Source organism: Polymorphospora sp. NPDC051019, from assembly GCF_040683055.1.
GTDB lineage: Bacteria > Actinomycetota > Actinomycetes > Mycobacteriales > Micromonosporaceae > Polymorphospora > Polymorphospora lycopeni.
Genome location: NZ_JBFBCH010000004.1, coordinates 1 through 26,583 on the forward strand (window position 1 = coordinate 1; position 26,583 = coordinate 26,583).

28 protein-coding genes and 1 pseudogene are annotated in these 26,583 nt (G+C 70.9%); 19 read left to right on the top strand and 10 right to left on the bottom strand.

The genetic code is table 11. The annotated features are described in order from the left end of the window. Positions 1-95: 95 nt before the first annotated feature. The 4 genes and pseudogenes from AB0M79_RS09140 to AB0M79_RS09155 all read left to right on the top strand — a co-directional run bounded on the left by AB0M79_RS09140 (position 96) and on the right by AB0M79_RS09155 (position 1,757). A complete protein-coding gene (locus AB0M79_RS09140; protein ID WP_364209958.1) occupies positions 96-464 on the top strand; it encodes a TIGR02452 family protein in 369 nt (122 codons plus the stop codon). After that, complete coding sequence (locus AB0M79_RS09145) at positions 461-586, top strand: hypothetical protein (RefSeq protein WP_364209961.1); 126 nt, start codon at positions 461-463, stop codon at positions 584-586. Before AB0M79_RS09140 ends, AB0M79_RS09145 begins: the two co-directional genes overlap by 4 nt. Before the next feature lie 42 nt (positions 587-628). Continuing rightward, a pseudogene (locus tag AB0M79_RS09150) lies at positions 629-1,033 on the top strand (nucleotidyltransferase family protein); the annotation flags it as partial. Positions 1,034-1,112: 79 nt separating this feature from the next. Beyond that, on the top strand, positions 1,113-1,757 hold the full coding sequence (locus AB0M79_RS09155) for a hypothetical protein (protein ID WP_364209964.1): 645 nt from the start codon (positions 1,113-1,115) through the stop codon (positions 1,755-1,757). An 80-nt stretch (positions 1,758-1,837) separates the two neighbouring features. Here AB0M79_RS09155 and AB0M79_RS09160 read toward each other — a convergent pair whose 3' ends face one another. Next, positions 1,838-3,481, bottom strand: a complete 1,644-nt coding sequence (locus AB0M79_RS09160) for a plasmid pRiA4b ORF-3 family protein (protein ID WP_364209967.1) — start codon at positions 3,479-3,481, stop codon at positions 1,838-1,840. Positions 3,482-3,487: 6 nt separating this feature from the next. Between AB0M79_RS09160 and AB0M79_RS09165 the strand changes: the two genes are divergently transcribed. Continuing rightward, the gene (locus AB0M79_RS09165) at positions 3,488-4,084 is read left to right on the top strand and encodes a DUF6518 family protein (RefSeq protein ID WP_364209970.1); all 597 of its coding nucleotides are present in this window, start codon (positions 3,488-3,490) and stop codon (positions 4,082-4,084) included. Positions 4,085-4,157: 73 nt separating this feature from the next. Further along, positions 4,158-4,499 (top strand): VOC family protein, encoded by a 342-nt coding sequence (locus AB0M79_RS09170; RefSeq protein WP_364209973.1) that lies wholly within the window; start codon positions 4,158-4,160, stop codon positions 4,497-4,499. A 30-nt stretch (positions 4,500-4,529) separates the two neighbouring features. Here AB0M79_RS09170 and AB0M79_RS09175 read toward each other — a convergent pair whose 3' ends face one another. Beyond that, positions 4,530-6,164 carry a DUF6194 family protein gene (locus AB0M79_RS09175; protein WP_364209976.1) on the bottom strand — a complete coding sequence of 545 codons (1,635 nt, stop codon included), beginning with the start codon at positions 6,162-6,164 and terminating at the stop codon, positions 4,530-4,532. Positions 6,165-6,244: 80 nt separating this feature from the next. On the opposite strand from AB0M79_RS09175, the gene AB0M79_RS09180 reads away from it, so the two are divergent. Next, positions 6,245-6,955, top strand: a complete 711-nt coding sequence (locus AB0M79_RS09180) for a MerR family transcriptional regulator (protein ID WP_364209979.1) — start codon at positions 6,245-6,247, stop codon at positions 6,953-6,955. Between the two features lie 65 nt (positions 6,956-7,020). On the opposite strand, the gene AB0M79_RS09185 is transcribed toward AB0M79_RS09180, so the two are convergent. Next, positions 7,021-7,557, bottom strand: a complete 537-nt coding sequence (locus tag AB0M79_RS09185; protein WP_364209982.1) for a GNAT family N-acetyltransferase — start codon at positions 7,555-7,557, stop codon at positions 7,021-7,023. 67 nt (positions 7,558-7,624) lie between these two features. Between AB0M79_RS09185 and AB0M79_RS09190 the strand changes: the two genes are divergently transcribed. The 4 genes from AB0M79_RS09190 (at position 7,625) to AB0M79_RS09205 (ending at position 11,193) form a co-directional block, all read left to right on the top strand. Further along, on the top strand, positions 7,625-8,941 hold the full coding sequence (locus AB0M79_RS09190; protein WP_364209985.1) for an MFS transporter: 1,317 nt from the start codon (positions 7,625-7,627) through the stop codon (positions 8,939-8,941). Between the two features lie 125 nt (positions 8,942-9,066). Then, positions 9,067-9,327 carry a hypothetical protein gene (locus AB0M79_RS09195; RefSeq protein ID WP_364209988.1) on the top strand — a complete coding sequence of 87 codons (261 nt, stop codon included), beginning with the start codon at positions 9,067-9,069 and terminating at the stop codon, positions 9,325-9,327. A 61-nt stretch (positions 9,328-9,388) separates the two neighbouring features. After that, positions 9,389-10,078, top strand: a complete 690-nt coding sequence (locus AB0M79_RS09200; RefSeq protein ID WP_364209991.1) for a hypothetical protein — start codon at positions 9,389-9,391, stop codon at positions 10,076-10,078. After that, on the top strand, positions 10,075-11,193 hold the full coding sequence (locus AB0M79_RS09205; RefSeq protein ID WP_364209994.1) for an XRE family transcriptional regulator: 1,119 nt from the start codon (positions 10,075-10,077) through the stop codon (positions 11,191-11,193). The genes AB0M79_RS09200 and AB0M79_RS09205 overlap by 4 nt, the downstream gene beginning before the upstream one ends. A gap of 15 nt (positions 11,194-11,208) precedes the next feature. Here the strand turns inward: AB0M79_RS09205 and AB0M79_RS09210 are convergent, their stop codons facing one another. After that, on the bottom strand, positions 11,209-11,853 hold the full coding sequence (locus tag AB0M79_RS09210) for a DUF6308 family protein (protein WP_364209997.1): 645 nt from the start codon (positions 11,851-11,853) through the stop codon (positions 11,209-11,211). Between the two features lie 96 nt (positions 11,854-11,949). Further along, positions 11,950-13,521, bottom strand: a complete 1,572-nt coding sequence (locus tag AB0M79_RS09215) for a pectate lyase (RefSeq protein ID WP_364210000.1) — start codon at positions 13,519-13,521, stop codon at positions 11,950-11,952. A 449-nt stretch (positions 13,522-13,970) separates the two neighbouring features. Between AB0M79_RS09215 and AB0M79_RS09220 the strand changes: the two genes are divergently transcribed. Then, complete coding sequence (locus tag AB0M79_RS09220) at positions 13,971-14,651, top strand: CatB-related O-acetyltransferase (RefSeq protein ID WP_364210942.1); 681 nt, start codon at positions 13,971-13,973, stop codon at positions 14,649-14,651. Positions 14,652-14,697: 46 nt separating this feature from the next. On the opposite strand, the gene AB0M79_RS09225 is transcribed toward AB0M79_RS09220, so the two are convergent. Beyond that, positions 14,698-15,108 carry a DUF2690 domain-containing protein gene (locus tag AB0M79_RS09225; protein WP_364210003.1) on the bottom strand — a complete coding sequence of 137 codons (411 nt, stop codon included), beginning with the start codon at positions 15,106-15,108 and terminating at the stop codon, positions 14,698-14,700. A gap of 408 nt (positions 15,109-15,516) precedes the next feature. Here AB0M79_RS09225 and AB0M79_RS09230 point away from each other — a divergent pair, with 408 nt between their 5' ends. Beyond that, the gene (locus tag AB0M79_RS09230) at positions 15,517-16,020 is read left to right on the top strand and encodes a matrixin family metalloprotease (protein WP_364210006.1); all 504 of its coding nucleotides are present in this window, start codon (positions 15,517-15,519) and stop codon (positions 16,018-16,020) included. Beyond that, on the top strand, positions 16,007-16,615 hold the full coding sequence (locus tag AB0M79_RS09235) for a hypothetical protein (RefSeq protein WP_364210009.1): 609 nt from the start codon (positions 16,007-16,009) through the stop codon (positions 16,613-16,615). The genes AB0M79_RS09230 and AB0M79_RS09235 overlap by 14 nt, the downstream gene beginning before the upstream one ends. A 112-nt stretch (positions 16,616-16,727) precedes the next feature. Here the strand turns inward: AB0M79_RS09235 and AB0M79_RS09240 are convergent, their stop codons facing one another. Together AB0M79_RS09240 and AB0M79_RS09245 are read right to left on the bottom strand one after the other, a co-directional pair. Next, positions 16,728-17,201, bottom strand: coding sequence for a RidA family protein (locus tag AB0M79_RS09240; RefSeq protein WP_364210012.1), 474 nt, complete (start codon positions 17,199-17,201; stop codon positions 16,728-16,730). A gap of 303 nt (positions 17,202-17,504) precedes the next feature. Then, positions 17,505-19,685, bottom strand: coding sequence for a sigma-70 family RNA polymerase sigma factor (locus tag AB0M79_RS09245; protein ID WP_364210015.1), 2,181 nt, complete (start codon positions 19,683-19,685; stop codon positions 17,505-17,507). 443 nt (positions 19,686-20,128) lie between these two features. On the opposite strand from AB0M79_RS09245, the gene AB0M79_RS09250 reads away from it, so the two are divergent. The 3 genes from AB0M79_RS09250 to AB0M79_RS09260 are packed head-to-tail and all read left to right on the top strand — an operon-like array spanning position 20,129 to position 23,532. After that, positions 20,129-21,976 carry an ABC transporter ATP-binding protein gene (locus AB0M79_RS09250; RefSeq protein ID WP_364210945.1) on the top strand — a complete coding sequence of 616 codons (1,848 nt, stop codon included), beginning with the start codon at positions 20,129-20,131 and terminating at the stop codon, positions 21,974-21,976. Between the two features lie 9 nt (positions 21,977-21,985). Next, positions 21,986-22,666 carry a hypothetical protein gene (locus AB0M79_RS09255; protein ID WP_364210018.1) on the top strand — a complete coding sequence of 227 codons (681 nt, stop codon included), beginning with the start codon at positions 21,986-21,988 and terminating at the stop codon, positions 22,664-22,666. Between the two features lie 23 nt (positions 22,667-22,689). Beyond that, entirely contained in the window at positions 22,690-23,532 is an 843-nt protein-coding gene (locus AB0M79_RS09260) for a class I SAM-dependent methyltransferase (protein WP_364210021.1), read from the top strand. A gap of 12 nt (positions 23,533-23,544) precedes the next feature. Here AB0M79_RS09260 and AB0M79_RS09265 read toward each other — a convergent pair whose 3' ends face one another. Further along, entirely contained in the window at positions 23,545-23,868 is a 324-nt protein-coding gene (locus AB0M79_RS09265; RefSeq protein ID WP_364210024.1) for a hypothetical protein, read from the bottom strand. Between the two features lie 188 nt (positions 23,869-24,056). Continuing rightward, on the bottom strand, positions 24,057-24,755 hold the full coding sequence (locus AB0M79_RS09270) for a TetR/AcrR family transcriptional regulator (RefSeq protein WP_364210027.1): 699 nt from the start codon (positions 24,753-24,755) through the stop codon (positions 24,057-24,059). Positions 24,756-24,869: 114 nt separating this feature from the next. Between AB0M79_RS09270 and AB0M79_RS09275 the strand changes: the two genes are divergently transcribed. Together AB0M79_RS09275 and AB0M79_RS09280 are read left to right on the top strand one after the other, a co-directional pair. After that, positions 24,870-25,835, top strand: coding sequence for an NAD-dependent epimerase/dehydratase family protein (locus tag AB0M79_RS09275; RefSeq protein WP_364210030.1), 966 nt, complete (start codon positions 24,870-24,872; stop codon positions 25,833-25,835). Positions 25,836-25,928: 93 nt separating this feature from the next. Continuing rightward, positions 25,929-26,537: an ABC transporter permease gene (locus AB0M79_RS09280; protein ID WP_364210033.1), complete on the top strand. Its 609-nt coding sequence runs from the start codon at positions 25,929-25,931 to the stop codon at positions 26,535-26,537. The last annotated feature ends 46 nt before the right edge of the window (positions 26,538-26,583 follow it).

Here is a 26,583-nt window from a genome sequence, read left to right on the forward strand (position 1 = left end):
CGTGGACACACGCCTCGTGCGACGCAGTTGTGCGTTCTCCCAGTTCAGGCGGCGTTTTCAGTGAGTCGTTTGTCTACGAACTGCGGAACTCGGGCGTGCCGGTGTTCCGCGACGACAAGGGCAACCTGCTCGACCAGCCGTACCGGACGTCGTTCCTGACGGCGGCGGCACCGAACCTCGGCGCGATCGCGCGCAACCAGCCCGGGCACGTCGGCGACGTGCCGGCGGTGCTGGCCGCCCGCGCCCGTCGGGTACTCGATGTCGCCGCCGCCCACGGTCACCGGACGCTCGTGCTGGGCGCGTGGGGCTGCGGGGTGTTCCGCAACGACCCGGCGACGGTCGCCGACGCGTTCGCCACCGCGCTGCGGGCCGTCGACCGGTTCGACCACGTCGTCTTCGCCATCCACGACAACCTTCCGGGTACGCCGGTCTACGCCACGTTCAGGAGGCACTTCGGGACATGACCGACAGCCTGGAGACACTGATCCGGTCGAACGACTGGCTGATGCGGGTGCTCACCGTCGTCCGCGACGAACGGGTCCCGGACGCCTGGGTCGGCGCGGGGGCGCTGCGCGACCTGGTCTGAGGTGAGCGGTACGGGTCCGGGTTCCGCCCCGACGAGGTACGCGACGTCGACGTCGCGTTCTTCGACGAAAGCGACCTCAGCCGTGGGTACGACGACCGGGTGACCGCCCGCCTGGGTGAGCGGATGCCCGGCGTCCCGTGGGAGGCCCGCAACCAGGCGGCGGTCCACACCTGGTACGCCACCAAGTTCGGCGGCGACCCGGTCGAGCCGCTGACGTCGATCGCGGACGCGATCGGCACCTGGCCCGAGACGGCCACCGCCGTCGTGGTGCGGCTCGGCCACGACGACCGGATCGAGGTGTGTGCCCCGTTCGGGGTGGCGGATCTCCTCGACGGTGTGTGGCGGCACAATCCGCGACAGGTCACAGTGGACCGGTCGCTGGCCCGGCTCGCCCGGCACCGGCCCGCACAGCGGTGGCCGGGCGTGACCGTGATCCCGCCGGCCTGAGTCGTTCCGGGCGCTGTCGACGGGGCGTCGCCACGCCGGTTCGACACGGCGCGGCCGACACGATGTCTACAGTGGCCTGATGGTGCTGACGAGGGGATGGTTCGGTACGGATCTCGGGCCGTACCGGTGCGACGACGGGACGTACGACTACTTCCCGCCCGACAGCCTGCCGCCGCTGCCGGAGCCGTTGTTCGACGGCCGGTTCGCCTGGCTGGCCGGGGCCCGCGATCCGCGGGTCGCGTACATGCGGCCGATCGACGTGCGGGCGGACGGGGCGTTTCTCGGTACGGGGTTGCCGGATCCGTTCGTGGAGTTCATGAGGCGGCCGGAACTGTCGGGCGCGGTGCCGTCGTGCACGGCTTGCTGGTGGCAGCCACCGGGGCCGCCGGTGCCGAGCCCGGTCGGTGCCGGCGCGAGGCTCCTGCGGTTCCTCAACGACCAGCAGGACTGCCTGTTCTGGTACCTGTACCTGGAACCGGACGGCGGACACCGGGTGGTGGCCGGCGGGATCAACTACGACACCTGGGTCGAGGACGGCGTCGACGAAACGGACGCGGCCGGCGACCTGGTGGAGGTGGCGCCGGACTTCGAACGGTTCGTCTACCGGTTCTGGGTGGAGAACCTGGCCTGGTTCGAGGTGGTCGGCCAGAAGCGGGACTGGGACGCCCTGTCGCCGCCGGTACGGGACTACCTCGCCCATTACCGGTCCGCAGTCGGCTCGTAGTGCTCCCGCGACAGCGATCCGGGCGGGGCTGTCGCGTTGCGGGTCGGTGATTCCGCCAGGCTGAGGCGTCGGGAAGCAACTCACCGCCAGCCGGCTGTGACCTGCGCGAGTTCCTGGTTGATCCCGTCGAGGTCGAAGTGGGCGGGGTCGAATTCGGCCGCTGAGGACAGCCCGAGCCATTCGAGGCGTTCGGCGTGTTCCTCGTGGGTCGGGTCGGCCAGGATTTCCACGAGGCTCTCGTAGCCCCAGATGCCGCCGCAGTCCTCCGGTGGCGCGGTCCGGCGGCCGGCGAGACAGCGGGGATAGCTGATGTCTGCCTCTGCGGCGCGGACCTCTTCCACCACGATGCTGTGTTCCCAGTTGTCGCCGAAGTCGTAGGTGTAGTTCAGGCGGCTGCCCTTACGGGCTGCGACACCGTGCAGCTTCCTGGCTGCGGCGGACCTGATGTCGAGTTCGCGATCCGGGATCCCGTACCGGCCGGCGCCGTTCTCGAACACCCACATGTGGTAGTTCTCCCAGCCGAAAGCGGCCTGGATCACCAGATGCAACTCGTGCAGGCTGGTGTCGGAGGGCACCTCGACCCGTCGCCAGATCGGTGGCCTGGCTCCGTGCAGCGACACCTTCAGCCGGTGCACCGTAGCGGCCGACGACGCTTTTCGGGATACGCGCTTCCGTGTTGACACGTTCCTGTCCGGGCCGGCGTCGGGCAGCAGTGCGGCCCGGCTACGGACCAGGTCCAGGAACATGTCGACGTCCTCGATCTGATCGGGTTCCACCGGGCAGGGCGGTTGCTCCAGGGCCCGGTGCAGGATCGCCCGCGCTTCGGCCGGCTGGTAGTCCGCGAAGCGGAGTCCCTCTTCTGCTGCGGAGATGCGGTAGGCGGCACGGATCTGGTCGGGTTCGTCGGTGGGCCAGCAGTCCTTGACCCCGCCGCCGAGGTCATGGTCGATCAGTACGGCGATGGCGTGCTCGCGCCGCCCGTAGCGGAACGTGACCGCGACCGTCTCCTGCGCCCCCAGGTCGTCCCTGTAGCCGAAGCAGGTTCCGACCTTCGGGTTCCCGAGATCCTTGACCCACGGCCGGTCGGTCAACCCGCCGGCGACGAGCCGGTCGGCGGCCTCAGCGGCTGTGGGCCGTACCGTTGCCGGCCCGATCGCCGCCATCGTTCGCAGGAACGCCAACGCGGCAGCGCCGCCGTATGCGGCCGTGTCTTCGACGAGTGCGGTCAGCATTCCGGCAAACCGGTCCGGGTCGGGTTCGGCGGAGCGGAAGGCGGCGACGAACTCCAGCCCGGATATCTCGGCGGTCAAGGGGTCGACGCCGCGTGCCAGCAGCGGCGTCCACTGAGCGATCAGATTGGGTAGCGCATCGTCGGGGGTCGGCAGCACGTCGGCCTCGGCCAGGCGGGCGAAGATCTCATCCGGGCCGCCGGCGTCCAGCATCCGTAGCACCTCGTCCGGGGCGCCGGCTGCCGCCAGTGCCTGCCGCAGCAGGCCGACCTCGTTGGCCGTCCCACTGGCGGCATCCACGTCGCTGGTGTTCTCGGCCCGGGTGGTACGTCGCTTCGCCATGGGCTGCCATCCTGCCATCTCGGCCCCTGGCAGCGAGCGTCGCCAGCGGTGATCGCCGAGTCCGGTGACCGACGCCGGTAGGGGTGCCCGACGCACCTCGCGTCGACCAACGATGCATACCCGGTATGCTCTCTGGCCATGGCCCCTGATCATCGTCGTGTGGCGCTCGCCGCGGTGGTGGGCGGCTTCCTGCTGGGGTTCCTCGACTTCGTGTGGATCAAGTGGGTGCCGTACCCGTTCGCCGACCTGGGCAACTCCAGCGCCGTGTGGGCGGTGGCGGCCTTCGGCTTCGGCTACTGGGTGCGGTCGGGCTGGCTGCGCGCGGCGCTGGGCGCCGCCGTCGGACTCGTCGTCGCGGTGCCCAGCTACTACCTTGCGGCGACCCTGATCCAGGGCGACGACCTGGCCGTGCTGTGGGCGCCGACGTCGCTGCTCTGGATGTCCTTCGGTGTCGTCGCGGGGATCGTCTTCGGCATCGGTGGGACGTGGGCGCGCGGGTCGGGGTGGCGGCAGGTGGTGGGGACCGCGCTGCCGGGCGCGGTGCTCTTCGCCGAGGCGGGGCTGCTGGCCAGGGACATCGGACACCCGAGCTACGGGATCGATCCGCTGTGGACCGCCCTGATCAACGTCGTGCTCGGTGTCCTGGTCGTCGTCCTGGTCGGCGGGACGAACCGGCGGCGGGCACTCGCCCTGGCCACAGCTGTGCCCTTGGCCGTGGTCGGGTTCGGGGCGTTCCTGGTCGCGGGATTCCGCTGACGGCCGGGCCGGGGTCCGGTCCGGGCGAACCGGTACGCGGGCGGGTGTCGGACGCGGCGGTTAGCATGCCGGCATGGCCGTCGATTTGTTCGCGGGAATACCGGTCAGCGACTACGCGACGTCGCTGGCCTGGTACGAGCGCCTGCTCGGCTCCCCACCGACATTCCTCCCCAATGACATCGAAGCAGTCTGGGAACTCGCGGAACACCGGTACGTGTACATCGAGCAGCGGCCCGACCACGCCGGCCACGCCATGCACACCCTCTTCGTCGACGACTTCGACACCCGCGTGGCAGAGATAGAGGGGCGGGGACTGGAGCCGGCGAAGCGGGAAACCTACGACAACGGCGTACGGAAGACGACCTTCCACGACCCCGACGGCAACGAGATCGGGTTCGGCGGCGCCCCGCTGTGACCGGGCGCCCGCCGCACCCGGTGGGCGTGATCAGGGCTGCCGTTTCCGCTGCGTCGAGCGCCGGTGGGCGTACGCCAGCAGCCGTTCCACCTCCGCCCACGTCCCGGGGCCGGGGTTGCTGACGCTCACCCAGCCCTGTACCGCGTACGCCGGGTGCGGCACGATCACGTCCACGGCGGTGAAGTCGATCCCGTCCCGGTGGTCGGCGAACTGCTCGGGCCCGTAGCCGAACAGCCGCCGGAACTCGTCGCGGCCCGCCTCGATGTTGAGCCGGAACACTCCGGCGCGGTCCAGCCGCGACCGGTCGTCGAAACCGGGGATGTCGTGGGCGACGATGGTGGCGAACGGCCGGTGCCGGTCCGGTCCGGCGAAGAAGAACCGGTCGTCCCAGCCGAGTTCGGGTGCGCCGAGGTCCGGGCCGGCCCGCATCTCGGCGACGTCGGGCAGCTCCAGGATCCGGGCGGCGAGGGCCGCCGCGGCCGGCGAGAACCGCTCGACGTGCCACACCGCGTCACAGTGCGAGACCGTCTCGGCGTCGAGCGGGAAGTATCCCTGCTCGGGCGTCACGTCGGCGCGGACCCGCGCGCCTTCGACGAGCGCGGCCAGCGGGGCGGCGGCGAAGAGCGGACCCTGCCCGGTGGCGGCACCGATCCTGCCCTCGTACGTGTCCTCAGCCGGTGCGTCGAGTTTCAGGGCGACGCTGGCGCCGAGGCTGCCCAGGACAACGGCGTAGCGGTCGCCGAGCAGCGCCGACACGATCGAGCCGGCGCTGGACCATTCGAGGTCCATGTCGGCGAGCCGCCACCTGCTGGGGTGCCGCTGAAGGTGCCGGTTGTTGGCGAAGACCAGGGTCGGGCCGCGGCCCTGTTCCGTCGTACGGATGTCGAGCAGGTTCTCGGCCATCAGGGCGTCCCGTACGGCGAGCAGCCGGGAGGTACGGTCGGCGGCTGGCGCCGGGTCGGCGGCGACGGCGTGGTAGCGCAGCAGGCCGAGGGCGGTCGTGCCGTGCAGCCGGGCACACCGCCAGTCGTCCAGGGTCGAGGCGGCGACCAGCCGGGGTGCGTGCGCGTACAGGGCGGTGAGCAGGTCGTCGGTGAGGATCCGCAGCGTGCCGGCCGCCTCGGACCGGCCGATCGACTTCGCGGCCTCCATCAGCGCGGCCGGGTCGCTCCACCGGGCGTCGTCGCCCAGCAGCCGCTCCAGGTCGTCGACGCCGGCCGGCAGCGGCTCGGTGCCGAGGTGGTTGACGAGATAGTCGCAAAGATGCCGCAGGTAGGGGCCGGGCCCGACGGCGTGGGTCATCTCCAGGGGCGCATCGAAGCCGTGGAACGCCAGCCGCTCCGCCGGCGGAACCGACCCGTTGTACGTCCGCATCCACTCCACGAGTTCGCGGGTGGCGGCGCATGCGCCCAGGCCGTGGGTGAAGCCGTCGGCGAGCACGTCGTCGATGCTCCCGCCGGCACCCCGGACGTAGGTGTCGACGGCCAGCGCGGCGACCCGGTCGGATTCGACGGCGATGGATCGGAAACCCAGCTCGGCGAGGACCTTGACCGCCCCGTTGCGCAGGCGTGGGAAGGCCGGTTCCCCGTGGGTCGGCTCGCCCAGGGCGAGCAGTTCGACGGGGCGGGTACGGGATTCGAGGAAGGACCGGAGGTCGGTAGCCATGACCTCGACCGTATCCTTGAACCTGCTGTCGAGACTTTTCCGATGACTCAGGCTTGGGAGATCCGCTGAAGTCTCAAAACGTGGGGCATGGCCGTCCGGCCGATCTGGGGCGGGCGTACGGCATCTCGGCGCAGACGGTCCGCAACTACGAGCACGCCGGGGTGATCCCGGCCGCGCGCCGTACGCCGAGCGGCTACCGCGTCTACACGCCCGTGCACGCCGGCGCGCTCGGCGCCTATCTGGCGCTGATTCCGGCGTACGGGTACGCGACCGCCGGAACGATCATGCGGGCGGTTCTCCGGGGTGACCTCGACGCCGCCTTCCAGGTGATCGACGCCGGCCACGCCCAGCTGGCCGGGGACCGGGAAACGCTCGACTCCGTCGAGGCTGCCATCGACGTACTCGTCGGCACCCCGGCCGCGCGGCGCCCGGACCGGCCGCTTCCGGTCGGCGCGGTCGCGCACCGGCTCGGGGTCACCGCGGCGACCCTGCGCAAGTGGGAACGCGTCGGCATCCTCACCCCGCAGCGGGACCGGGCCACCCGGCACCGGGTGTACCAGGCCGACGACGTACGCGACGCCGAGCTCGCCCACCTGTTGCGGCGGGGCGGCTATCCGCTGGCCCACATCGCCACGGTGCTGGAACACGTACGCGGCGCCGGTGGCGCCGAACCGTTGGCCAGCTCGCTCGCGGACTGGCGGCGACGGCTCGCCGGCCGGGGCCGGGCGATGCTGACCGCCGCCGCCCGCCTCGACGCTTTCCTGTGCCTGCCCGACGAGCCGACCAGGTAGGCCGTGACCGGCCGGATGCCTGCCCGACGAGCCGGCCACATAGGCCGTGACCGGCCGGAGTGCCGTCAGCCGGCCGGTGCGGCGATCCGGTAGAGGACGTGGCGGCGTACCGGGCCGTCGGGAATGTTCGGGTGGTCGAAGTCCCCGTCGGGATCGCGGGTCATCCCGATCCGCCGCATGACGGCCTCCGACCGCTGGTTGCCGACCGCGGTGAACGCCACGATCTCCGGCAGGGCCAGGGTCCCGAACCCGTACGCCAGGCAGGCGCGGGCGGCCTCGCTGGCGTATCCGTGTCCCCACGCCGTACGGCGCAGCCGCCAGCCGGTCTCGACGCCGGTGAACGGCATGTTGGCACGGATCGGGTTCAGGCCGGTGAACCCGATGAACTCACCGGTCGCGGCGACCTCGACCGCCCACCAGCCCCAGCCGCGCTCTTCCAGGCCGGCCTGGAAGAGGGCCACCGCGGCCGTGCTCTTCTCGCGGGTCTCCACGTTCGGGAAGAACTCACGCACCTGCGGGTCGGCGTTCATTTCCGCCCACGGGTCCAGGTCGGAGTCGCGCCAGTGCCGTAGCAGCAGCCGTTGGGTTCTCAGTTCTCCCATGCCGGCACTCTAGCTTCCGTGATCGCGACAAACCGGGTGGCGCGGCCGCACCGGTCCCGCGATCCTGGTGACGTCGCTCGATGCCGTGCCCGCCCTCGACCCGCAGGAGACGCCCGTGACCGACGAGGCGGCCGCCCCGCCGGCACCGGCCCACCACGGCGGCCGGGGGCCGGCGACGACCTCGGAGCGGCCCGCCCGGGCCGGCATCGGCGTCCTCGTCACCGCCGCCGGTGCCGACGCCGTCGCAATGGGCGTGATCCTGCCCGCCCTGCCGTTCATCGTCATCGCGATGCACGGCAGCGCGTTCGGGCTCGGCATCCTGCTCGCCGCCGCCAGCGTCGCCACCCTGGTCGCCGCCCCGGTCTGGGGCGCCCTCGCCGACCGGTACGGCACCCGACGCCTACTCCTGATCGCCCCACTCGTCGCCGCCGCCGGCCATGTCGTCTTCGCCTTCTCCACCAACTACCCGACCCTGTTCGTCGGCCGGGTCGTCGCCGGCCTCGGCGCGGCGGTGGCGCTGCTCGCGCAGACGCACGCCGCCCGGATCGTCGCCGACGCCGACCGGGCCGGCGTCATCGGACGGGTCACCGCCGCACAGGGCGTCGGCAACATCGTCGGCCCGGCGCTGGGCGGCCTCGTCCTGTCGTACGGAACCATCGCCGTCGGGCTCACGGCCGCGGCCGGACCCCTGGTCGCCTGGCTGCTCACCGTCTTCCTGCTGCCGGCCGCCGAGCCCCGGCCGGCCGCCGAGCCCCGGCTGACCGCCCGACCCGGCCGGCAGCGCCGGCTGACCGCCATGGTCACGGCCCTGCGCCAGCGGCGGCTGCGCCGGGCCGCCACCGCGATCCTCGTCGGGTGGCTCTGCTTCACCGGATACGCCACGGTCCTGCCGGTCGAACTCGCCGACCGGCTGGCGATCACCGCCGCCACGTACGGGGTGATCATCGCGATCAGCGGCGTGGTCGCGGTCGTCGTCCGTGGCCTGCTGCTCGGCCGCCTGGTCAGGGCGTTCGGCGAAACCCGGCTGATGGTCGGCGGCGCGGCGCTGATCGCCATGTCGATGCTGCTGGCACCGGTGGTGCCGGCCGGGTGGGCGGTTCCGGTGCTGCCGCTGACCTGGGCGCTGGGTGCCTCGGTGCTGTTCCCGTGCGCGGTCGCCGAGATGAGCCGGATCGCCGGCCCCGACTCGGTCGGGCTGGCCATGGGGGCGGCGGCGATGCTCGCCGGAATCGGTTCGGTCGCCGGCCCGCTCGTCGCCGGAACCGTCCGGACATTCCTGTGGGCGCCGGGGCCGTTCGTCGCCGGTGCGGCGCTGATGCTTGCCGTCGCCGCCCTGGTCGAACCCGGGCCCACGGTCCGGGCGCCGCCGCCGGCGGCTCAGTAGAGTCACCGGGTGGCGCGGGTGCTGGTGACAGGGATGTCGGGCGCAGGCAAGAGCACGCTGCTGGCTGAGCTGTCGCGGCGCGGCCTCTGCTCGCGGGGCGGGCCGAGGTCGTCGTGTCGGGAACCGTGGCGAACCAGGGCCGCTTCTACGACCGGTTCGACCACGTCATCATGCTGACCGCACCACTCGAGGTCCTTCTCGACCGCGTCGCGGCGCGTGCGAGCAATCCGTACGGGAAGACGGCCGAGCACCGGGCGGAGATCGAGCGCTACGTGGGTGAGGTGGAGCCTTTGCTCCGCCGTGGTGCCACCATGGAACTCGACGGCCGCCATCCCATCACGGAACTGGCCGACATCGTCGAGCGGCTGCTCACCACGACCTCCTGAGCGGCGTGTCGCCCGCTTGATTTCTGGAACATCATCTGGGGCATCGGCTAGATTTCTCGCCATGGGTCTGCTGGGTGATGCAGTGGCGGTACTGGACGACCGGGGCGTGCTCAAGCCGCTGGGCGAACTGATCCGGCAGGTGTACCGCCGAGCCGCCGACCGGCACGAGCCGGAACTCGGCGACGACGCGATGAGCTTCGGCACCACCGTATGGCGCAACCTGGCCAACCTCGGCAAGGCCACCTTCGACGGCGTCGAGGGCGTACGGGTCCGGCTGGAGGACAACTCGCTGGAGATCCTCTGCGCCGGCTACGTCGTCCGGCTCTACTCGATGCAGGGCGGGATCGAGTCGATCCGCTGGGAGGGCAGCGAGGTCCGGCTCGGCGGCGCGGTGGAGAACAGCCGCGACCGGCAGCTCGCCTTCGACGACGAGGGACAGAACCCGGAGGTGTTCGCCGGGGTGGTCCCGCCGAAGCGGCACATCCGCATCGCCCACACCGGGGACATCACGACCGGAGAGGCGACCGCGTACATCGGGCTGCCGAGAGACAACCGGGACGGCGGTTCGCCGTGGTTCGAGGTGACGCTCTGGTTCGGCGAGGCCCCGACCGTCGGCACCCCGCTGCCGCTCGTCGTCGCGCAGGACGCGGTGCCGGGGCAGAGCTACGACGAGTTGCCGCTCCCTGAGCTGTCGATCGAGGCCCTGCGGCTGGGCGGCGTGGCCGGCCGTACCGCCGGTCGGCTGGCGTGACGGACGGACCACGACCACCGGTACCCGCCACCGTGGCCGTCGCGGCGTTCGAGCCGCACGCCCTCGGGCTGGCCCGCCGCTGGCGACGGATGCGCAAGAACGAACTGGCCCGGCAGATAGGCGTCACCGCCGCCGCGGTCAGCCAGTACGAGCTCGGCCAGGCCCGCCCGTCTTCGGCGGTGCTGGCCCGGCTGGCACTGGCACTGGGGATGCCGGTCGAGTTCTTCGCCGCCGGCATCCCGACGCCGGCCACGGCCGGGCACGCGCACTTCCGCAGCCTGCGGGCGACCAGCCAGGCGGAGCGGGATCAGGCGGAGGCGTTCGGCGAGATCGCCTGGCGCGTCGTCGAGGTCGTCGGCCGGCACCTGCGGTTGCCCCCGCTGCGGCTGCCGCATTTGGACCTGCCGGAGCCGACGCGGGCGGAGGACGTACGGGCGGCGGCCGCGGCGGCCCGGGAGGCGTTCGACCTCGGCGCCGCGCCGGTGCCACACGTGGTCCGGCTGCTGGAGGCGTACGGGGTGATCGTGCTGGCCCTGCCGGACGTGTCCGAACGCGTCGACGCGTTCTCGCACTGGTACGGCCAGCGGCCGTTCGTCTTTCTCAACCCGGCGAAGAACGACAAGGCCCGGTCCAGGATGGACGCCGCACACGAACTGGGACACCTGCTGCTGCACCATGACGCCGAGCCGGGCAGCCAGATCCTGGAACGGGAGGCGACCGCGTTCGCCTCGGAGTTCCTGGCCCCGAGCCAGGTGCTGGCGGAGGAACTACCGGCCCGGCTCGACTTCGACCGGCTGCACGAGTTGAAGCGCCGCTGGGGGATCAGTCTGAAGGCGCTGGTCTACCGGGGGCACGACCTGGGCGTGTACCGGGAGCACACCTACCGGCGGGGAATGGGCCTGCTCGCCCAGTGGGGATATCCCGAGCCGGGCGACCTCGGCCCCCGCGAACAGCCGTCACTGCTCGGCAGAGCCGCCGAGCTGCTCGAACGGCAGAAGGTCACGGCCGAGAGCCTGGCGGCGCGGGCGGGACTGCCACCGGCACTCGCCCGTACGGTCTTCGACGCCGCGACAGAACATCTTCCCGCGCTGCAACTCGTCCTGGGCCGAGCCTGATCGCGGCGGTGATCGCTACGAGCGGGCGAGCAGCTTTCTGCCCGCACTCCAGGCGACGATGTCCAACGCACGCAGTGAGGTGATTCTCGGTGTCGTCGTCAGGCTCACGACGTCAGACCAGAATTCGGGTGCCGCGTTGAGGTCGTCGCGCATGGCCCCGGCCAGCAGGGTCATGAACTCGCTCCACGTCCGATGCTTTGACGGCGGGATCGGAGCGTTCTCCCCATTCTGGTAACAGTGTCCGGCGTACTTGTCGTAGAGCGGAATGAAGGCCGGCCGCTTGCGGTGAAGGATCTTTGCCAAGGTTGTCCCCCGGACGCCGGGGATGCCGGGCGCGTCAAGGACCGAGAACAGCTTGCCGATCGGCGACAGGTCCACTTCGGGAGCAACGATGTCGTTCTTGCCGATCTCGGCGAGTGCCGTCTCCAGCAGGTCGCGGTGGGCCCGCAATCCGTAGTAGCCGCGCAGCGTCACCCCTACGTTGAGCAGCATTGGCGCGAGCAGGTCCGCGTCGTCGAGCTTGTCGGGGTCACCGCCGCCCTCGAAGGCGTCGTACGCCGGGTATGCCCCCTGATAGGCCCGGTCGACCAGGTAGGTCTTCGCGTAGGCCCACGCGTCGTCCTTAAGAATCCGAACTCCACCCACCCTGATGTGCGTCACCGGAAAACGATACGAGCAGCGGGATAATCGCGCGAGGGCAAGGCCGGTGACCGACGCCGGTCACCGGCCTTGCGCTTCACCCGATCGGTTGTGGAGTCAGAGTTTGCCTGCCCCCGCGCCCGCGGTGACGGATGCCTTCACGGTTTCGACGTTGTCGGCGGTGTAGCCGTACGGGAGGGCGGCCACGGAGCCGTTGGTTTCGCACGGTCCGGAGTTGGTGAGCGAGTTGTCGCGCGCGACCAATCGGCCCGGGTCGGAGTCCGCGTACCCGCTCGCCGACCAGCACGCCTGCCGCACGTTCTCGAAGACGTTCGCCTCGACGAGCAGTCCGGCGTTCTCGAGCGAGGCGATGGCGTACGAGTCGGCGTTGTTGTTGACGTTCGAGTAGTAGTTGTTGAAGACGTGGACGGTCTCGCCGAACCGTACCCGGGGGCTGCGTTCGAAGGTCCGGTCGAACCAGTTGTGGTGGTACGTGACCCGCAGGTGGCCGATGTCCTGGCCGCCGTTGCCGTCGGAGTGGCCGACCAGTGAGGTCTTCCAGTGGTCGCGGATGACGTTCCACGAGACGGTGATGTAGTCGCTGCCCCGGGTGATGTCGATCATGCCGTCGTAGAAGTCGGGGTGGTTCTCGATGGTGCTGGACAGGGTGTTGTGGTCGATCCAGACGTGGGTGGCGCTCTCGATTCCGATCGCGTCGCGGCCGGGTACGCCGCGGATGTTCATGTTCTGGATGATCACGTTCGCCGGGGACATGTCCTCGATGCCGAGGGTGGTGCCGGAGATGCCGGAGTTCGCGCCGACGCCCCGGATCGTCTTGTTGGCGGTGATCTCGACGGTGCCGGAGCCGGTGAGCATTCCGTTGACGAGGATGGTCCTGGTGCCCTCGGTCTGTGCCTGGGTCCGGAAGTCGGCGAAGGTGCTCACGGTGACGGTGGGTCCGCCCGCTCCGCCGGTGGTGCCACCGGCCTGTGTGGCCCATCCGATGATCCCGGTGGGCGAGGGCGGCGGGGTGGTCGGCGGTGGGGTGGTGGGTGGTGGCGTCGTGGGTGGCGGGGTCGTCGGCGGGACGGTCGTGGGCGAGGTGGTCGGGCTTGGTCCGGCGGCGTCGGTCGCGAGTACGTCGTCGAAGGAACCTGCGGCGTAGTTGGCGACGAGCCCGGCCCGCCCGGTGGAGTAGGAACCGTCCGATGCGGACACGACCTGGGTTCCGTTGACCGACCCGACCAGCGAACCGCCGGTCGCGCTCAGCGACAGCGTGTACCAGGCGCCGGTGGACGTCGGGAACGACGCCGAGGCCAACGTGGTTGCCGCTCCCTTGCGGATCTGAACGGAGTTGGGGGTGAGCACGAGCGAGTAGAAGTTCGACGCGCTCTGTACGCGGGCCGCGACGCCGATCCCGCGTGAGGTCGCGCCGCCGAAGGTGTTGGCCCGGACGTTGGCCGTCACCGTGGCGGTCGACCACGAGGTGGAGCCGCTCAGTGCCTTGGCGCTGGCGCTGGTGCTCGACTGTGAGTAGGTGCCGGACGATACGGACCAGGTTCCGCCCGAGGTGCTCCAGCCGTTGGCGTTGCCGTCGTCGAAGTCGTCCGACAGCAGTGTGGCCGCGTTCGCGGTCGCGCTGACGGTCAGGACGAGTGCTGTGACGGCGGCGCTGGCGCCGGCCGCCAAGGCGATTCGGGTACGCCTACCCGGTCGGTGGGGTGTGTGTCGCGCTTCCTGCACTGTGAGCCTCCCTGCGATGGAATGCGCTTTCCCGTCAACATAGAAAGGCGTACTCAAAACCGTCAATGGGTACCATTTGCAGCTTTGTTGCATTGAATTGGCTGAAATGCCAAATGCCGGCTCGTCGGCCGGCTGTCATATGGGAAGCTATCGCCGGGTTTGGGACGGTCCCCGGACTCTCCGCATTCGCAGGATTGGCGCCGATCCTATGGCAGCCACTTCCCGTCCACCAGTCGCAGCCGGAACGCGGGCCGCCAGCCCGATGTCGCCCCAGACCTCGCCCCGGCCACCGGAAACGGCGTTGATCCACCCGCCGGGTCGGCGGATGCTGGTTGTGCCCCCGGCCGCGCGGGTACGTGACGTACGCCCTGACCCGGCCGGGCGGCCGGCAGAGCATGGACCGTGAAGGAGACGTACCGGTGACGCCCGACCCGACGACCGTCCATCCGCTCCCGGCGCACGAACGTGTCGTGTTCCTCAAGCCGCTGGTCACCACACCGAAGATCGTCGTGGGGGAGTTCACGTACTACGACGACCCGGACGGTGCGACGGAGTTCGAGCACCGCAACGTGCTGTACGGCTACGGGCCGGAGAGGCTGGTCATCGGGAAATACTGCGCGATCGCCGCCGGTACCCGGTTCCTGATGGCCGGAGCCGACCATCCCACGATCGGCGTTTCGACCTTCCCGTTCACCATGTTCGGCGGTGAGTGGGCCGAGAAGACCCTTGACATCATCACCGGCATGCCCAGCCGGGGCGACACCGTGGTCGGCAACGACGTCTGGATCGGTTACCAGGCCATCGTCATGCCGGGTGTGCGGATCGGCGACGGGGCGATCGTCGCGGCCGGTGCCGTGGTCACCGCCGACGTGCCGCCGTACACGATCGTCGGCGGCAACCCGGCCCGGACGATCCGGCAACGCTTCGACGACGCCGACATCGACCGGTTGCGGCGCGCCGCCTGGTGGGACTGGCCCGTCGAGCTCGTCACCGAGCACGCCCGCACCATCATGGCCGGGACGCCGGCCGACATCGAACGCGTCGACGTCGAGCGGCGTCAGCGGTCCAGCGGATGACCCGCCGGGGGTACGGTCCGTCTCGGCGCCGGGCGATGGCCGGCGATCAGTGCCAGCCCGTGCATCCGTCGGTGCGGTAACTGTCGTCCGTGGTCCAGATGATGAAGCAGGCCCGTACGTACTGCCGGAAGGACCACATGTTGGTCCACTTCTGCCCGCCGCCCGGACCGCCGCCGAGCTGTTCGGTGCCACCCTGCACCTGGAGCACGAAGCCGCACGGCCGCCACATCGGCAGGCAGTCGAGGCCGGTGGTCCGGGCCCAGGCGGCGTCGCAGTTCCTCGACCGGCGCAGCTCCAGCAGCACGCCGGCGAGGTACGGGTCGGAACCGTTGTAGTAGAACGAGGCGAGATTCCCCGACGACGTGTCGTTGCACTGTTTGGCGCCGGGATCCTGGCCGTTGCAGCTGGACTGGTGACACAGCGCCGCCTGCGCCGGGACGGCGATGCCGATGCTCATGAGTAGGCCGGCGAGAATGGCCGCCAGCAGTCTGCGGTTTATCGCTTCTCCTCGGGGCCGTCGATGTGGGCCAAGGCCGACGGTACGGTCGTTCGCCCCGCCAACGGAGATCGCTTGCAATCCTCGTCGTGGCCCGCAATCGAGCACCGGGCGCCGTCGTGGCGATCTCCGTGCGGATATCGTCAAACGTCTATGTTGACGGAGGGGTGTGGGCTTCCTACCTTCGGTCAGTGCGGGGTGCCGCCAGACCTGCTGGCGACAAAAGACTGACTGCTCCGAAACGAAGGAGGCAGGCGGAATGCGAATCAGTCCAACCGGTCCAGGCCCGAACGGGGCCGCCACGAGACCCAAGACCTGGCGGCGGGTGGTCGGCCTGGCCACCGCGGCGCTGCTGGGGGCCTGTCGATCGTGGCCACCCAGCAGAGCGCGAACGCCTACGCGTTCATCGGATGCAAGTGGAACACCTCCGCGGTCCGGTACTACGTACCGTCACCCCTGTTGTCGTTCCCGACCTGGCTCAACGCCGGCGACTCCTGGGCCGGCCTCGACGCGACACTGACCTGGATCAACTCGAACGTGCACATCCACGCGACGAACGAGAGCCGCGGCAACACCGTCGTCTGGACCGGGGTGACCCGCAACCGGGGCACCGTGCAGGACCCGCCGCCCTGCCCCGGCGGCATCTTCACCACCGGCCAGGTCGAGGTCGTCCTCAACTGGACGGCGATCAGCGGCTACAGCAACGCCCAGAAGCAGGGCGTGGCCGCCCATGAGTTCGGACACGCGCTCGGCCTGGCCCACACGACGACGCTGCCGGTCAAGCTCATGTACCCGTACGACAGCAACCGGCACAGCGCCGGCGTCACGACCCCGCAAAGCGACGACAGGGCAGGCATCAATGCGCTCTACTGACCGGCCGCGAATCGGCGTACTCGTCACCGCCGTACTGATCGCCGCCTCCCTCACGGCCTGCGGCACCCCGGAGCGGGCGGACTCCCAACTGCCCCGGTTCGACATCGAAGGCACCCGGGCGCACATGTACACGTCCGTCCAGGAACTCGCCGACAAGGCCAGCGCGATCATCGTCGCCACACCCACGGGCAAGTCACACAGCCGGCCGCTACCGCCCGAGCACGGCGAGCCCGACTCGGCGCCGACCCGCTACGTCAAGATGACCGTCACCAAGGTCGTCCAGGGCACCCTCGACGCCCGCGAGATCGACCTCGTCAGCCCCGGCGTCGACCAGAGCACCGGCGACCTCGGCCTGCTCTCCGGCGGCCCCTTCCTGCTCTTCGTCACCCCCGCCATGTACGGCCCCAACGACCCCGCCGGCGGCTACGTCGTGGTCGGCGGCCCGGCCGGCGTCTACGCCAAGGCGACCGGCGCCACCGCGTTCCAGAAGGTCGACGTGGCCAGCGGGTCCCTGCCGGCCACCCTGCGCGACACCCCGCAGGACCTGCCCGCCATCACCAAGACCGAGGCCCAGCTCCTGCGCGAAGGGCCGTAGCGACCGACCACGGGTGCCGCCCGCCGGGCCGACGTACGGCCGGGCGGCACCACGGCATCCGGCCGCGCGCCGTCGGCTCCAGCCGTAGCCCATCGCCGTCTCCGACCACGGGTCAGTCACGGTAGGCGAACGTGATCTCCAGTTCGACGCAGATGTTGTGCGGCAGTCGAGGGTGTGAGAAGGCCGTCCGGGTATGCCCACCGCGCTCGCCGAGGACGTCGGTGAACAGCAGGGAGGCCCCGTCGAGGACCATGGGCTGATCCCAGAACGTGTCGGCGGAGGCCACATGCCCGGCCACGTGCAGCAGGCATTCCAGCCGTTCGAAGCCGTCGAGGGCCTGATACAGGCGGGCCAGGGCGTTCAGCCCGGCGGCGCGGGCGGCCTGCTGGCCGTGCCGGGTGCTCAACTCCGCACCGACGCGTCCGGTCAAGGCGTCAGGTCCCGACCCGGAGACCTGGGCGGCCAGAAACCCCATGCCGTTGTGCAGCCGGTACGGCAGGTACGCCCCGGCCGGCGGCGGCGGATCCGTGGGAAGGCGCAGCCCCAGTTCGGTCAGCCGGGCAAGGGCTTCCTCGGTGAACGTCACTGTCTGGATCCCCCTGAGTGTGCGACGACGCGGCGGGAAGCCGTGCAAGGTCATCGTCCCGAACGGCTGGCCCGCACCCTGCGCGACAGGCTCGCCAGCCTCGATCGTCCCTGATCGCGTCCAGTGGCCGTGCTGGGCGGTACGGCGTGGCGCGGCACCGCCGTACGCCTGGGCGTCCACCATCGACCAGGCCGTGGCAGATCTCGTGGCCCGAGGCGCTCCCGGCGGCAGGAGGCCGCTGTGGGAGCGTCCCCATAGGAGTGCACATGGATCGGGAACCTGTAAAGAAACAGCAGCCGGCCCTCAGGAGGCGGACATGTCCGCCCCGATGCCGCTACGGCTGCTCAGATAGCTGGTCGGCGGCAGCTTCCCGTCCGGTGGCCGGGCGCCCTCGGCCGCGGACGCGTCCGTCGACCGGAACTCCGACCGGGTCCACTGCCCACCGTCCCAGGAGTTGCCGTCCGGCGTCACACCGGACCCGACCCGCACCGCACGCTCGTTGTCGACCGCCAGATTCCGGCGCGCCGTGCCGGTGGCGTCGGTGAGGTCGAAACCGGTTCCGTCGTTGTCGAAGGCCGTGTTGCCGATCAGGCTCAGGTTTCCCCGATTGGCCTCGACACCGAAGCCGTGTCCCCGGTTGCCCCACGCCGCATTGCCGTGGACCCGGTGCCCCGACGACGATGTCAGCTCGCCGCCGCCCAGGGAGAAGCCGTACCCGTTGCTCCGCCAACCCGACACGCCCCAACGGTTCTGGCCGTTGCCGTACGACCAGTTGCGTTCGACGGTCAGCGGGCTGTCGAAGGCACCGAAGTCGAAGCCGTCGTCGGCGTTGTGGAACGCCCGGTTGCCGCGCAGCACGTTGCCCTCGCCGGCGCCGAACTTCACCCCCAGTCCGATGCCGACGCTGCCGGTGCCGCCCGGCTCGTGGTTACGGAAGAAGTCGCTGTCGAGCACCTGGTTGCCGACGGTGCCGCGATCACGCAGCAGCAGCCCCGACCTGGCATTGTCGTGCATCGACAGCCGCTGGAAGGTGCTGTGCGAGCAGGCACTGCACACCCAGGCATGACTGCGCGAACCGTGGACCTCCAGATCCTGCACGGTCCAGAAACCCGTCTGCTGGGTCACCGCCCACTTGTCGGCGGGCACCCCGGTCGCGTCCAGTACCGGCCGCTCGTCCCGGTAGGCGCTCAACACGATCCGCCGGTCGGCGGCACCACTCGTGCGGATCTCCACCGGCCGGGTGAGACGGTACGTACCGCCGCGCATCGCGATCGTCTGCCCGGGCCGGACGACCTCGACCGCCCGGTTCAGGGTGGCGAAGGGCCGCTCCAGGCTGCCGTCGCCGCCGTCGCTGCCGTCCGGCGCGACGTAGATGTCGGCGCTGGCCACCCCGGTGACCCCACCTCCCGGCCCAGGTGTCGCCGGCGTCGCGCCCGCCGACGGCCCGGCGGAACCCGGCGTCGGGGTCGGCGCCGGCGCGGCCACCACAGGGCCCGGCGCGCCGGGCGCGGCACCCACGACATCATCACCGGGCCCGGTGGGGGAGACGTGGACGGCGAACATGATGGCGCCGACCGCCAGCGCGACGACCGCGCCCGCCCCGACCACAACCTTCTTCGACAGGGCAGCCTGCACACCGGAGCCGCCACCCGTCCCGGACGCCAGCGCGACAGGTGTCGCCAGGTGTGCCTCCACCGCCGCCCGCACAGCCGCGGCGGCCGCGACCGACAGCGGCAACGGTGCCAGGCCGTACAGCAGTTGCTCCGGCGGAACCAGCCCACCGCCGATCCCCGCGCAGAGCTGGCAGTCGCGTACGTGCCGGACGAACCGCTTGCGCCACAACGGCGACAACGAGTCGTCCCAGGACCGGGCGAGCGCGTCCAGTTCCGGGCAGCGGGGTCGGTGCCGCAACGCGGCCACCACCGTACGCACGGCCGCGAGCTGAGCCTTCATCCGGTGCAGCCGTACGGCGGCATGCCGCTCCGTCAGCCCGAGTGCGGTCACCACCTCGCCCCGGCTCAGCTCACCGGTCGCCTCCTGCCACCACAGGGCGAGCAGATGGCGGTCCTCGGCATCGAGCCAGCGGGTCGCCTCGGCCAGCTGCCGGCGCTGCCCGCCCAGCACCAGCTCGGAGACCGTCCGGTCGACGAAGTCGCCGGCCGGATCCGGAACGTCGTCGGCCGAGTCCTGGAGGGGCACCTCGACCCCCCGGCGCCCGCGCCAGTATTCCTGGACCTGCCGGTAGGCGATCGACACCACCCACGGCCTGAACCGGTCGGGGTCACGCAGGTCGGGCAGGCCACGGACGACCCGCAGCATGCACTCCTGGACCACGTCGTCGACGTCGGCGTGGCCGTTCAGCGCGCGACCGATCACGTTGTAGACCAGTGGAAGATGGGCGGCGACCAGCTCCGCGACGGCGGACCGGTCGCCGGCCTGGGCGGCGACGACGAGCGCCTCGGTAGCAGCCTCGCCGTTCCGCACCGCCGCACTCCCTCGCACACCGTCCGTCAAGGGCGGCGCATCTCTGGCAGCATGGCTGCGGCGAGCGGGCCGGAAGCGGACAACACCAGGGTCGGCCATCCATCCCGACCGATGGGGATCGTACCAGTGCCCATCGTCGACGGGACCGTACGAATTCCGGATTAGGGTCCAGGGCCGAGGGGCCCGCCCGCGAACCGCGACCGGTCGCCGGGGACGCTCCGCGGCAAGCATGGTTTGGGACGTTGGACGGTTCTGGCGCCTGCTCGACATCCCTACATCCCGGTCTTCCCAATCCTGGACCGCATCGACAGTCTCCGAGGTGGGATCGCGATGAGGGGGTTCATGTGACGGCACCGACGACCAAGGCGAAGATCCACAGTGACGGGGGGCCGGATACGGGCGGCGGAGATTCGCAGGTGTCGGTCCTGCCGGAGCTGCGGGAGATGTGGTGGGAGTCCGGGATGCGGGCCCGCGCCGATGCCGGGGTGTTCGCGGTGTTCGCGGAGCTTCCGCGGCTGGTGGTGACGGCGTTGGCGGTCGCGTGGCGGGCGGACCGGTTCCGTACGTCGGTGGTCGGTGTCGCGACCGTGGGGGCGGGGGTGATGGCGGCCTTCGGGCTGCTGGCCACCCAGCGGGTGCTGGTGGAGTTGTTCACCGGCGGCCCGACCCCGGACCGGGTCGCGGCGGCGTTGCCGGCCCTGGCGGCGCTGGCGGCCGCGACCGCGGTGCGGTCCGGGCTGGGGATCGCGACCGGGTACGCGCAGAACGGGTTGACGCCGAGGGTGGACCGGGAGGTCGAGCGGGGCCTGTTCGAGGTGACGACGGCGGTGCGGCTGGACGCCTTCGACGCGGACGCGTTCGCCGACGAGATGGAGCGCGCCTCGCGCGGCACGGACTCGGCGATCTCGCTGGTGCAGGGAGTGATGAGCCTGCTCGCCGGAGTCGTCGGCCTGCTCGCGGTGGCGGTCGCGGTCGTGATCATTCATCCGTTGCTGCTGGTCGCACTGCTGGTGGCCACCGTGCCGGGCGGGTACGCGGCGTTGCGGGCCGGCCATCTGCGCTACCAGACGTTCCTGGCCGGGTCGGTGCGCCGCCGCCGGTTGTGGCTCCTGCACCGGCTGATGGCCGAGCGGGCGACGGCGCCGGAGTTGCGTTCGTACGGCCTGCGCGGGTTCCTGCTCGACCAGTACGACCGGGTCATGGGGGTCGAGACCCAGATCCAGCTCGCCCTGGCCCGCCGGGTCACCACGACCACCGCCGTCGGTGCGGTGGTCGGCGGGATCGCGACCGGCGGCGTCTACGTCCTGCTCGCGGTGCTGCTGCTAAACGGCCGGGTCCCACTGGCGGCCGCGGCGACGTGTGTGATCGCGGTCCAGGCGGCACAGCGGGCGCTGGCCACGGTCACGTTCCAGGTCGACCGGATCTACACCGAGGGCCGGCATTTCGGTGACTACACCGGCTTCATGGACCGGGCCGCCCACCACCTGCCCGACCCCGCCGACGCCGGCCGGCCCGAACCCGGCCCGCTGGAACAACTCACCATCCGGGGCGTCAGCCTGTCCTACCCCGACCGGGACGAGCCCGCCGTCGACGACGTCACCCTGACCGTCCGGGCCGGGCAGACGGTCGCGTTCGTCGGCGAGAACGGCTCCGGCAAGACCAGCCTCGCCGCCGTGATCGCCGGACTGCGCGCCCCGACCGGCGGCGGTGTCGAATGGAACGGCACCCCGCTGCACGGCTGGGATCCGGAAGCGCTGCGGGCCAGGATCGCCGTGGTCACGCAGGAGTACCACAAGTGGCCGTTCACCGCCGCAACCAACATCGCCATCGGCGACACCGGCACCGCACCGGACCAGGCCCGGATCGAGGCCGCCGCCGTGCGGGCGGTCGCCCACGACATGGTCCGCGACCTGCCGCACGGCTACGAGACCCTGCTCGACCGGACCTTCGCCGGCGGCCAGGATCTCTCCGGCGGACAGTGGCAGCGGATCACCGCCGCCCGCGGCTTCATGCGCGACGCCGAACTGCTGATCATGGACGAGCCGTCGTCCGCCCTCGACCCACGCGCCGAGGACGCCCTTTTCCAGGCCATCCGGCACCGGCAGGGCAAGGCGACCACGATCCTGATCACCCACCGGCTGGCCAACGTCCGCCACGCCGACCACATCTACGTCTTGGACCACGGCACCCTGATCGAGTCCGGCACCCACGACCAGCTCCTCGCCGCCGGCGGACACTACGCCGAACTGTTCACCCTCCAGGCGGCCGGCTACCGCGCCGCCGCGGCGTAAGGTCACCCGGTGACCGTGTACGACGTCGCCGCCAAACTGCCGTCCATCGACGTGCTGCGGGACCGCTGCAAGGCACTCGCCGTACTGGACCGGATCATCGACGATGATCCGTACTACGCCTACACCCGCGAGTGGGGCGACGACGAAGCGGCGCTGATGAGCGACGGCAGCGGCAACGAGTGGGCCATCGTGTTCACCGGTCATGGTGCGTTCATCCGGGTCTTCGACCACGAGTCGGCGATGACGCCCTACCGCGATCCGGACCACGAACTGTGGCCGGGACTGCTCGACGGGATCCCGGAGGTGTTCCGTCCACACGTCGAGGAACCGGCTTTCGGCGACGGGGCGGGACAGCTTGTCGCCACCGCCGTCCTGTGGCGGCTTACCGATGACGACGCATGGCGGGCAGGGGAGAGCATCACGTTTCCCCCGTCACGTGGACCGTACGAGCACACCGGTGGACCCGACGGCTCCGGCATGCTCGACATCCTGTTCGACGACATCGTCGACCGGTACGTCGAGTTCGCCGAGGACTACTACGAGATCGAGGTCGACGCGGCGGTCGTCGACCATGTCGTCGCGCACCGGCCCCTCACCGACGCCGTCGTGCGGGCGTTGAACCCGGAAGCTACGGTTGCCGAGCTACGCGAGGCCGTCACCGAGGTCGGGTACCCGATCGCGGCAACGTGAGGCCTCACCCGAGTGGAGTGCACATGCCCGACGGCTGGCAATGGGATCGGACCCTGTTCCGTGGCAGTGCCGCCTACTACGACCAGGGCCGTCTGCCGTACGCGCCAGGGTTCGCCGACCGGCTCGCCGAGACGCTCGGGCTGGACAGGCGGGGCCGGCTCCTCGATGTCGGTTGCGGTCCTGGCACGGTCACCCTGGCGCTCGCCGGACACTTCGCCGAGGTCGTCGGCGTCGACCCGGACCCCGACATGCTGGCCGAGGCGCGTCACCGCGCGCGGCGGATCGGCGTCGACAACGTGCACTGGGTCGAGGCCCGCGCCGAGGATCTGCCGGCGGATCTCGGTGTGTTCCGGGCGGTGCTCTTCGCGCAGTCGTTCCACTGGACCGACCGCGACCGGGTGGCCGCGACCGTGCTCGACATGCTGGTGCCTGGCGGGGCGTTCGTGCACATGAGCGACCACAAGGAGCCGCCGGCCCGGCCGGCGCCACTGCCGCACCCGACGCCGCCGTTCGAGCGGATCCGCGCGCTGGTGCGCGACTACCTGGGCGAGGTGCGCCGCGCCGGCCAGGGGGTGCTCGTCAACGGCACGCCGGGCCGGGAGGATCTGGTGCTCGCGCGGGCCGGATTCGAAGGGTTCCAGCGGTTGATCGTGCCGGCCGGCGAGGTCGTCGAGCGCAGCGCGGACGACGTCGTCGCATGGGTGTTCTCCCGGTCGGACTCGGCACCGCACCTGTTCGGCGACCGGCGCGACGAGTTCGAACACGACCTGCGTGGGGTGCTGCGCGACGCTTCGCCCGACGGGGTCTTCGCCGAGCGGTTGCCGGATACCGAGATCATGCTCTGGCGTAAGCCGTCGGTCGCGTGACAGTGCTCAGCGTCAGGACACGATGTCGCCGTGGACGAGGACCTTGTCGCAGTAGATTTCCACCTGGGTCAGCTTGAGGCTGAACGTGCCGCTGGACCTGATCTTGAATTCCCACTTGTGGGTCACGCCGTTCAGTGCGAACGGGAAGCGGTAGTTCGCGGTGTCCCAGCCCATGGATTTCTTGACGGACTGGCCGTTGACCTGGGCGCCGGATGAGCCGGCGGCCGAGATGGAGAAGGTCAGCGGCGTCGCGTCGGGGGCCGCGGACTTGGCCCTGATTCTGACGACGTACAGCGATGGACTCTTGACGATGTTCTCTACTTCGAAGTCGTTCATCGCCGCACCCCGAGGGTTGATCGTGATGAGCCCCGCCCGAATCCAGACAAACACCGGTTGTCGGGGCTGTCAACGAGGGGCGGACGCGACGATCCGTCGAACCGCCCATAGTGGATGATCGGGGAGACGTGCCGGCACCTTCGGCTGTGACTGAGGCCGGATCGGCCGTTGCCGCCGCGGGTCGCGGATCAGGGGCAGGGTAGGCCGATCAGGTCGCACATCCGGCGCATCTGGTGGTCGAAGTACTCCTCCCGGGCCCCGATCACGCCGTCGAGCTGTCCGAAGAGTTCGAAGCTGACGGCGCCGAAGCAGTGGATCCAGCCGGTGGCGCCCCGGGCCAGCAGGGCCTCGGGAAGTCCGGCGAAGAGGCTGTCGCGGACGGCGGCCAGGTCGGCGTGGACCGGGTCGGGCAGTTCACTGGGGCCGGGATCGGTCAGGGCGCCGGTGGCGAAGCCGTCGACGAGGATCCCGATGAGGGTGGCCGGGGTTCGGGCGGCCGCCACGGTGGTCTCCTGCGGGGCGGCGTAGCCGGGAACCGGGCTACCGAAGAGCAGGGCGTACTCGGCGGGGTGGGCCAGCGCCCAGCGGCGTACGGCGTGGCAGACGGCGAGCCATCGGCCGCGCAGGTCGGCGCGGTCGGTGACCCCGGCGTCGCCGGCCGCCGCGGCGTCGCCGAGTGCGTGGTAGCCGTCGACGATCAGGGCGGTGAGCAGTTCGTCCCGGCTGGGGAAGTAGCGGTAGATCGCCGACGACACCATCCCCATGTCGCGGGCGACGGCGCGCAGCGAGAGGTTCGCCCCCTCCGCGGCGAGGTGGCGGCGGGCGATCGTCTTGATCTCGTTGATCATCTCGGCCCGGGCCCTGGCCCGGATGCTGGCGGCAGGCATGTCAGAGAGTGTCGCACACATTCGAGAGCACTGCTCTTGACGGCCGGGGTGGCTATAGGTGAGCATTGGTCTCGTTAGAGAGCACTGCTCTCAAATGCTGAAGGGAGACCTCCAATGGCCGTACACCTGATCGTCGGCGCCGGCATGGTCGGCTCGACCACCGCGCGACAGCTCGCCGAACGCGGCGAGCAGGTCCGGATCGTCAGCCGCTCGGGCCGGGGCCCGACCCACCCCCTGGTCGAGCGGATCGCCGCCGACGCCGCCGACGCCGACCGGCTCGGCGAACTCGCACAGGGCGCCGCCGCGATCTACAACTGTCTCAACCCGGCCTACCACCGCTGGCTCACCGACTGGCCGCCGATGGCCGCCGCGCTGCTCACCGCCGCCGAGCGCTCCGGCGCCCCCCTCGTGATCGCCGGCTGCCTCTACGGCTACGGCGAGGTCACCGGCCCGATGACCGAGAACACCCCGCTCGCCGCCACCCATCCCAAACTGAAGATGCGCGCAGACATGTGGTGTGACGCCCTCGCCGCCCAGCGGGCCGGACGGATCCACGCCGTCACCGAGGTGCGCGGCAGCGACTACCTCCAGGCACAGTCGATCTTCAGTTTCGTGATGGGTAAGCCACTGCTCGCCGGACGCCGCGCCTTCGTCCCCGCCCCGCTCGACGTGCCACACACCTGGACCTCGATCAACGACATGGCGGGGATGCTCGTCACCACCGCCACCGACCAGCGGGCCTGGAACCGCGCCTGGCACGTACCCAGCGCGCCACCGCTGACGATCCGCGAACTCGCCACCCGCTTCACCGGCGCGATCGGGGCGCCCGCGCCGAAGCTCACCACGATCCCCGACCCGATCTTCCGCGCCACCGGCTTCCTCTCCCCGATGCTGCGCGAGCTCCAGACCACGGCGTACCAGTTCGCGCGGCCGTTCGTCATGGACTCCACCGCGGCCACCACCACCTTCGGCCTGCGCCACCAACCACTCGACGAGGCACTGCGCGAGGCGGCCACCGCGCTCGGCGGCATCCCCGGCACGACCACCGGAACTCCGCAAGCCCGCCCGGCCACCGCCTGACCCGCCCCGCGCCGACGACACCTGCCCCGGACGTCACCCGGCGCGGTCCGGCTCCGCCCAACGCCCATGCCGAGCCCTCACCGGAGGTTCACCATGTCCACCGCCACCATCGTCCCCACCGTCGTCGCCGGCACCACGAGCCACCGCCTCACCGGCCAGATCGACAACCGCTTCGCCTACGCCAGCTTCGCCCTCGCGTACCTGGTCGGACACGGCGCCGCCGCCCTCTCCCAGGGAACCGACCCACTGGTGAACCTGCCCGGCTGGCTGCCGATGACCCTCCTCGCCACCGGCATCGTGGCCGGCTCGGTCGCCGCCACCGTCGCCGCCACCCGCGCCCAACGGGGCGCCCCCGAAGCCGAGGCCCTGTCCGGCAAGCTCCTCGGCATCGCCTGGGTCACCGGCTTCACCGCCCTCTTCCTCGCCATAACCGGCCTGGCGAACACCCTCGACATGCCCGAACTGCAAACCGTCCTCTGGCCGACCGGCTCCGCGTTCGTCGTCGGACTGATCTACCTCGCCGAGGGCGCCGCCCGCCGGAACGTTCTGCACTACACCCTCGGCAGCTGGCTCGCGCTGATCTCCACCGCGTCGCTCTTCCTCGGCACGCCGGGCCCCTTCTGGATTCTCGCGATCGCCGGCGGCGGCGCCTACGCCATCGCCGCGGTGCTCGAAACCCGCCGCCTCGCCACCCGGGACTGACCCACATACCCGAAACGCGGTGGTCCGCTGGACCACCGCGTTCGAG

Coding starts and splice junctions, on each gene's coding strand:
- AB0M79_RS09250 (WP_364210945.1), top strand. CDS start 20,129: ATGTGGTGGGAGTCCGGGATGCGGGCCCGCGCCGATGCCGGGGTGTTC.
- AB0M79_RS09160 (WP_364209967.1), bottom strand. CDS start 3,481: ATGATCAGGGGCCATGGCCAGAGAGCATACCGGGTATGCATCGTTGGT.
- AB0M79_RS09220 (WP_364210942.1), top strand. CDS start 13,971: ATGGACCGTGAAGGAGACGTACCGGTGACGCCCGACCCGACGACCGTC.
- AB0M79_RS09260 (WP_364210021.1), top strand. CDS start 22,690: ATGCCCGACGGCTGGCAATGGGATCGGACCCTGTTCCGTGGCAGTGCC.
- AB0M79_RS09235 (WP_364210009.1), top strand. CDS start 16,007: ATGCGCTCTACTGACCGGCCGCGAATCGGCGTACTCGTCACCGCCGTA.
- AB0M79_RS09270 (WP_364210027.1), bottom strand. CDS start 24,755: ATGCCTGCCGCCAGCATCCGGGCCAGGGCCCGGGCCGAGATGATCAAC.
- AB0M79_RS09175 (WP_364209976.1), bottom strand. CDS start 6,164: ATGGCTACCGACCTCCGGTCCTTCCTCGAATCCCGTACCCGCCCCGTC.
- AB0M79_RS09170 (WP_364209973.1), top strand. CDS start 4,158: ATGGCCGTCGATTTGTTCGCGGGAATACCGGTCAGCGACTACGCGACG.
- AB0M79_RS09185 (WP_364209982.1), bottom strand. CDS start 7,557: ATGGGAGAACTGAGAACCCAACGGCTGCTGCTACGGCACTGGCGCGAC.
- AB0M79_RS09280 (WP_364210033.1), top strand. CDS start 25,929: ATGTCCACCGCCACCATCGTCCCCACCGTCGTCGCCGGCACCACGAGC.
- AB0M79_RS09200 (WP_364209991.1), top strand. CDS start 9,389: ATGGGTCTGCTGGGTGATGCAGTGGCGGTACTGGACGACCGGGGCGTG.
- AB0M79_RS09145 (WP_364209961.1), top strand. CDS start 461: ATGACCGACAGCCTGGAGACACTGATCCGGTCGAACGACTGGCTGATG.
- AB0M79_RS09155 (WP_364209964.1), top strand. CDS start 1,113: ATGGTGCTGACGAGGGGATGGTTCGGTACGGATCTCGGGCCGTACCGG.
- AB0M79_RS09275 (WP_364210030.1), top strand. CDS start 24,870: ATGGCCGTACACCTGATCGTCGGCGCCGGCATGGTCGGCTCGACCACC.
- AB0M79_RS09265 (WP_364210024.1), bottom strand. CDS start 23,868: ATGAACGACTTCGAAGTAGAGAACATCGTCAAGAGTCCATCGCTGTAC.
- AB0M79_RS09225 (WP_364210003.1), bottom strand. CDS start 15,108: ATGAGCATCGGCATCGCCGTCCCGGCGCAGGCGGCGCTGTGTCACCAG.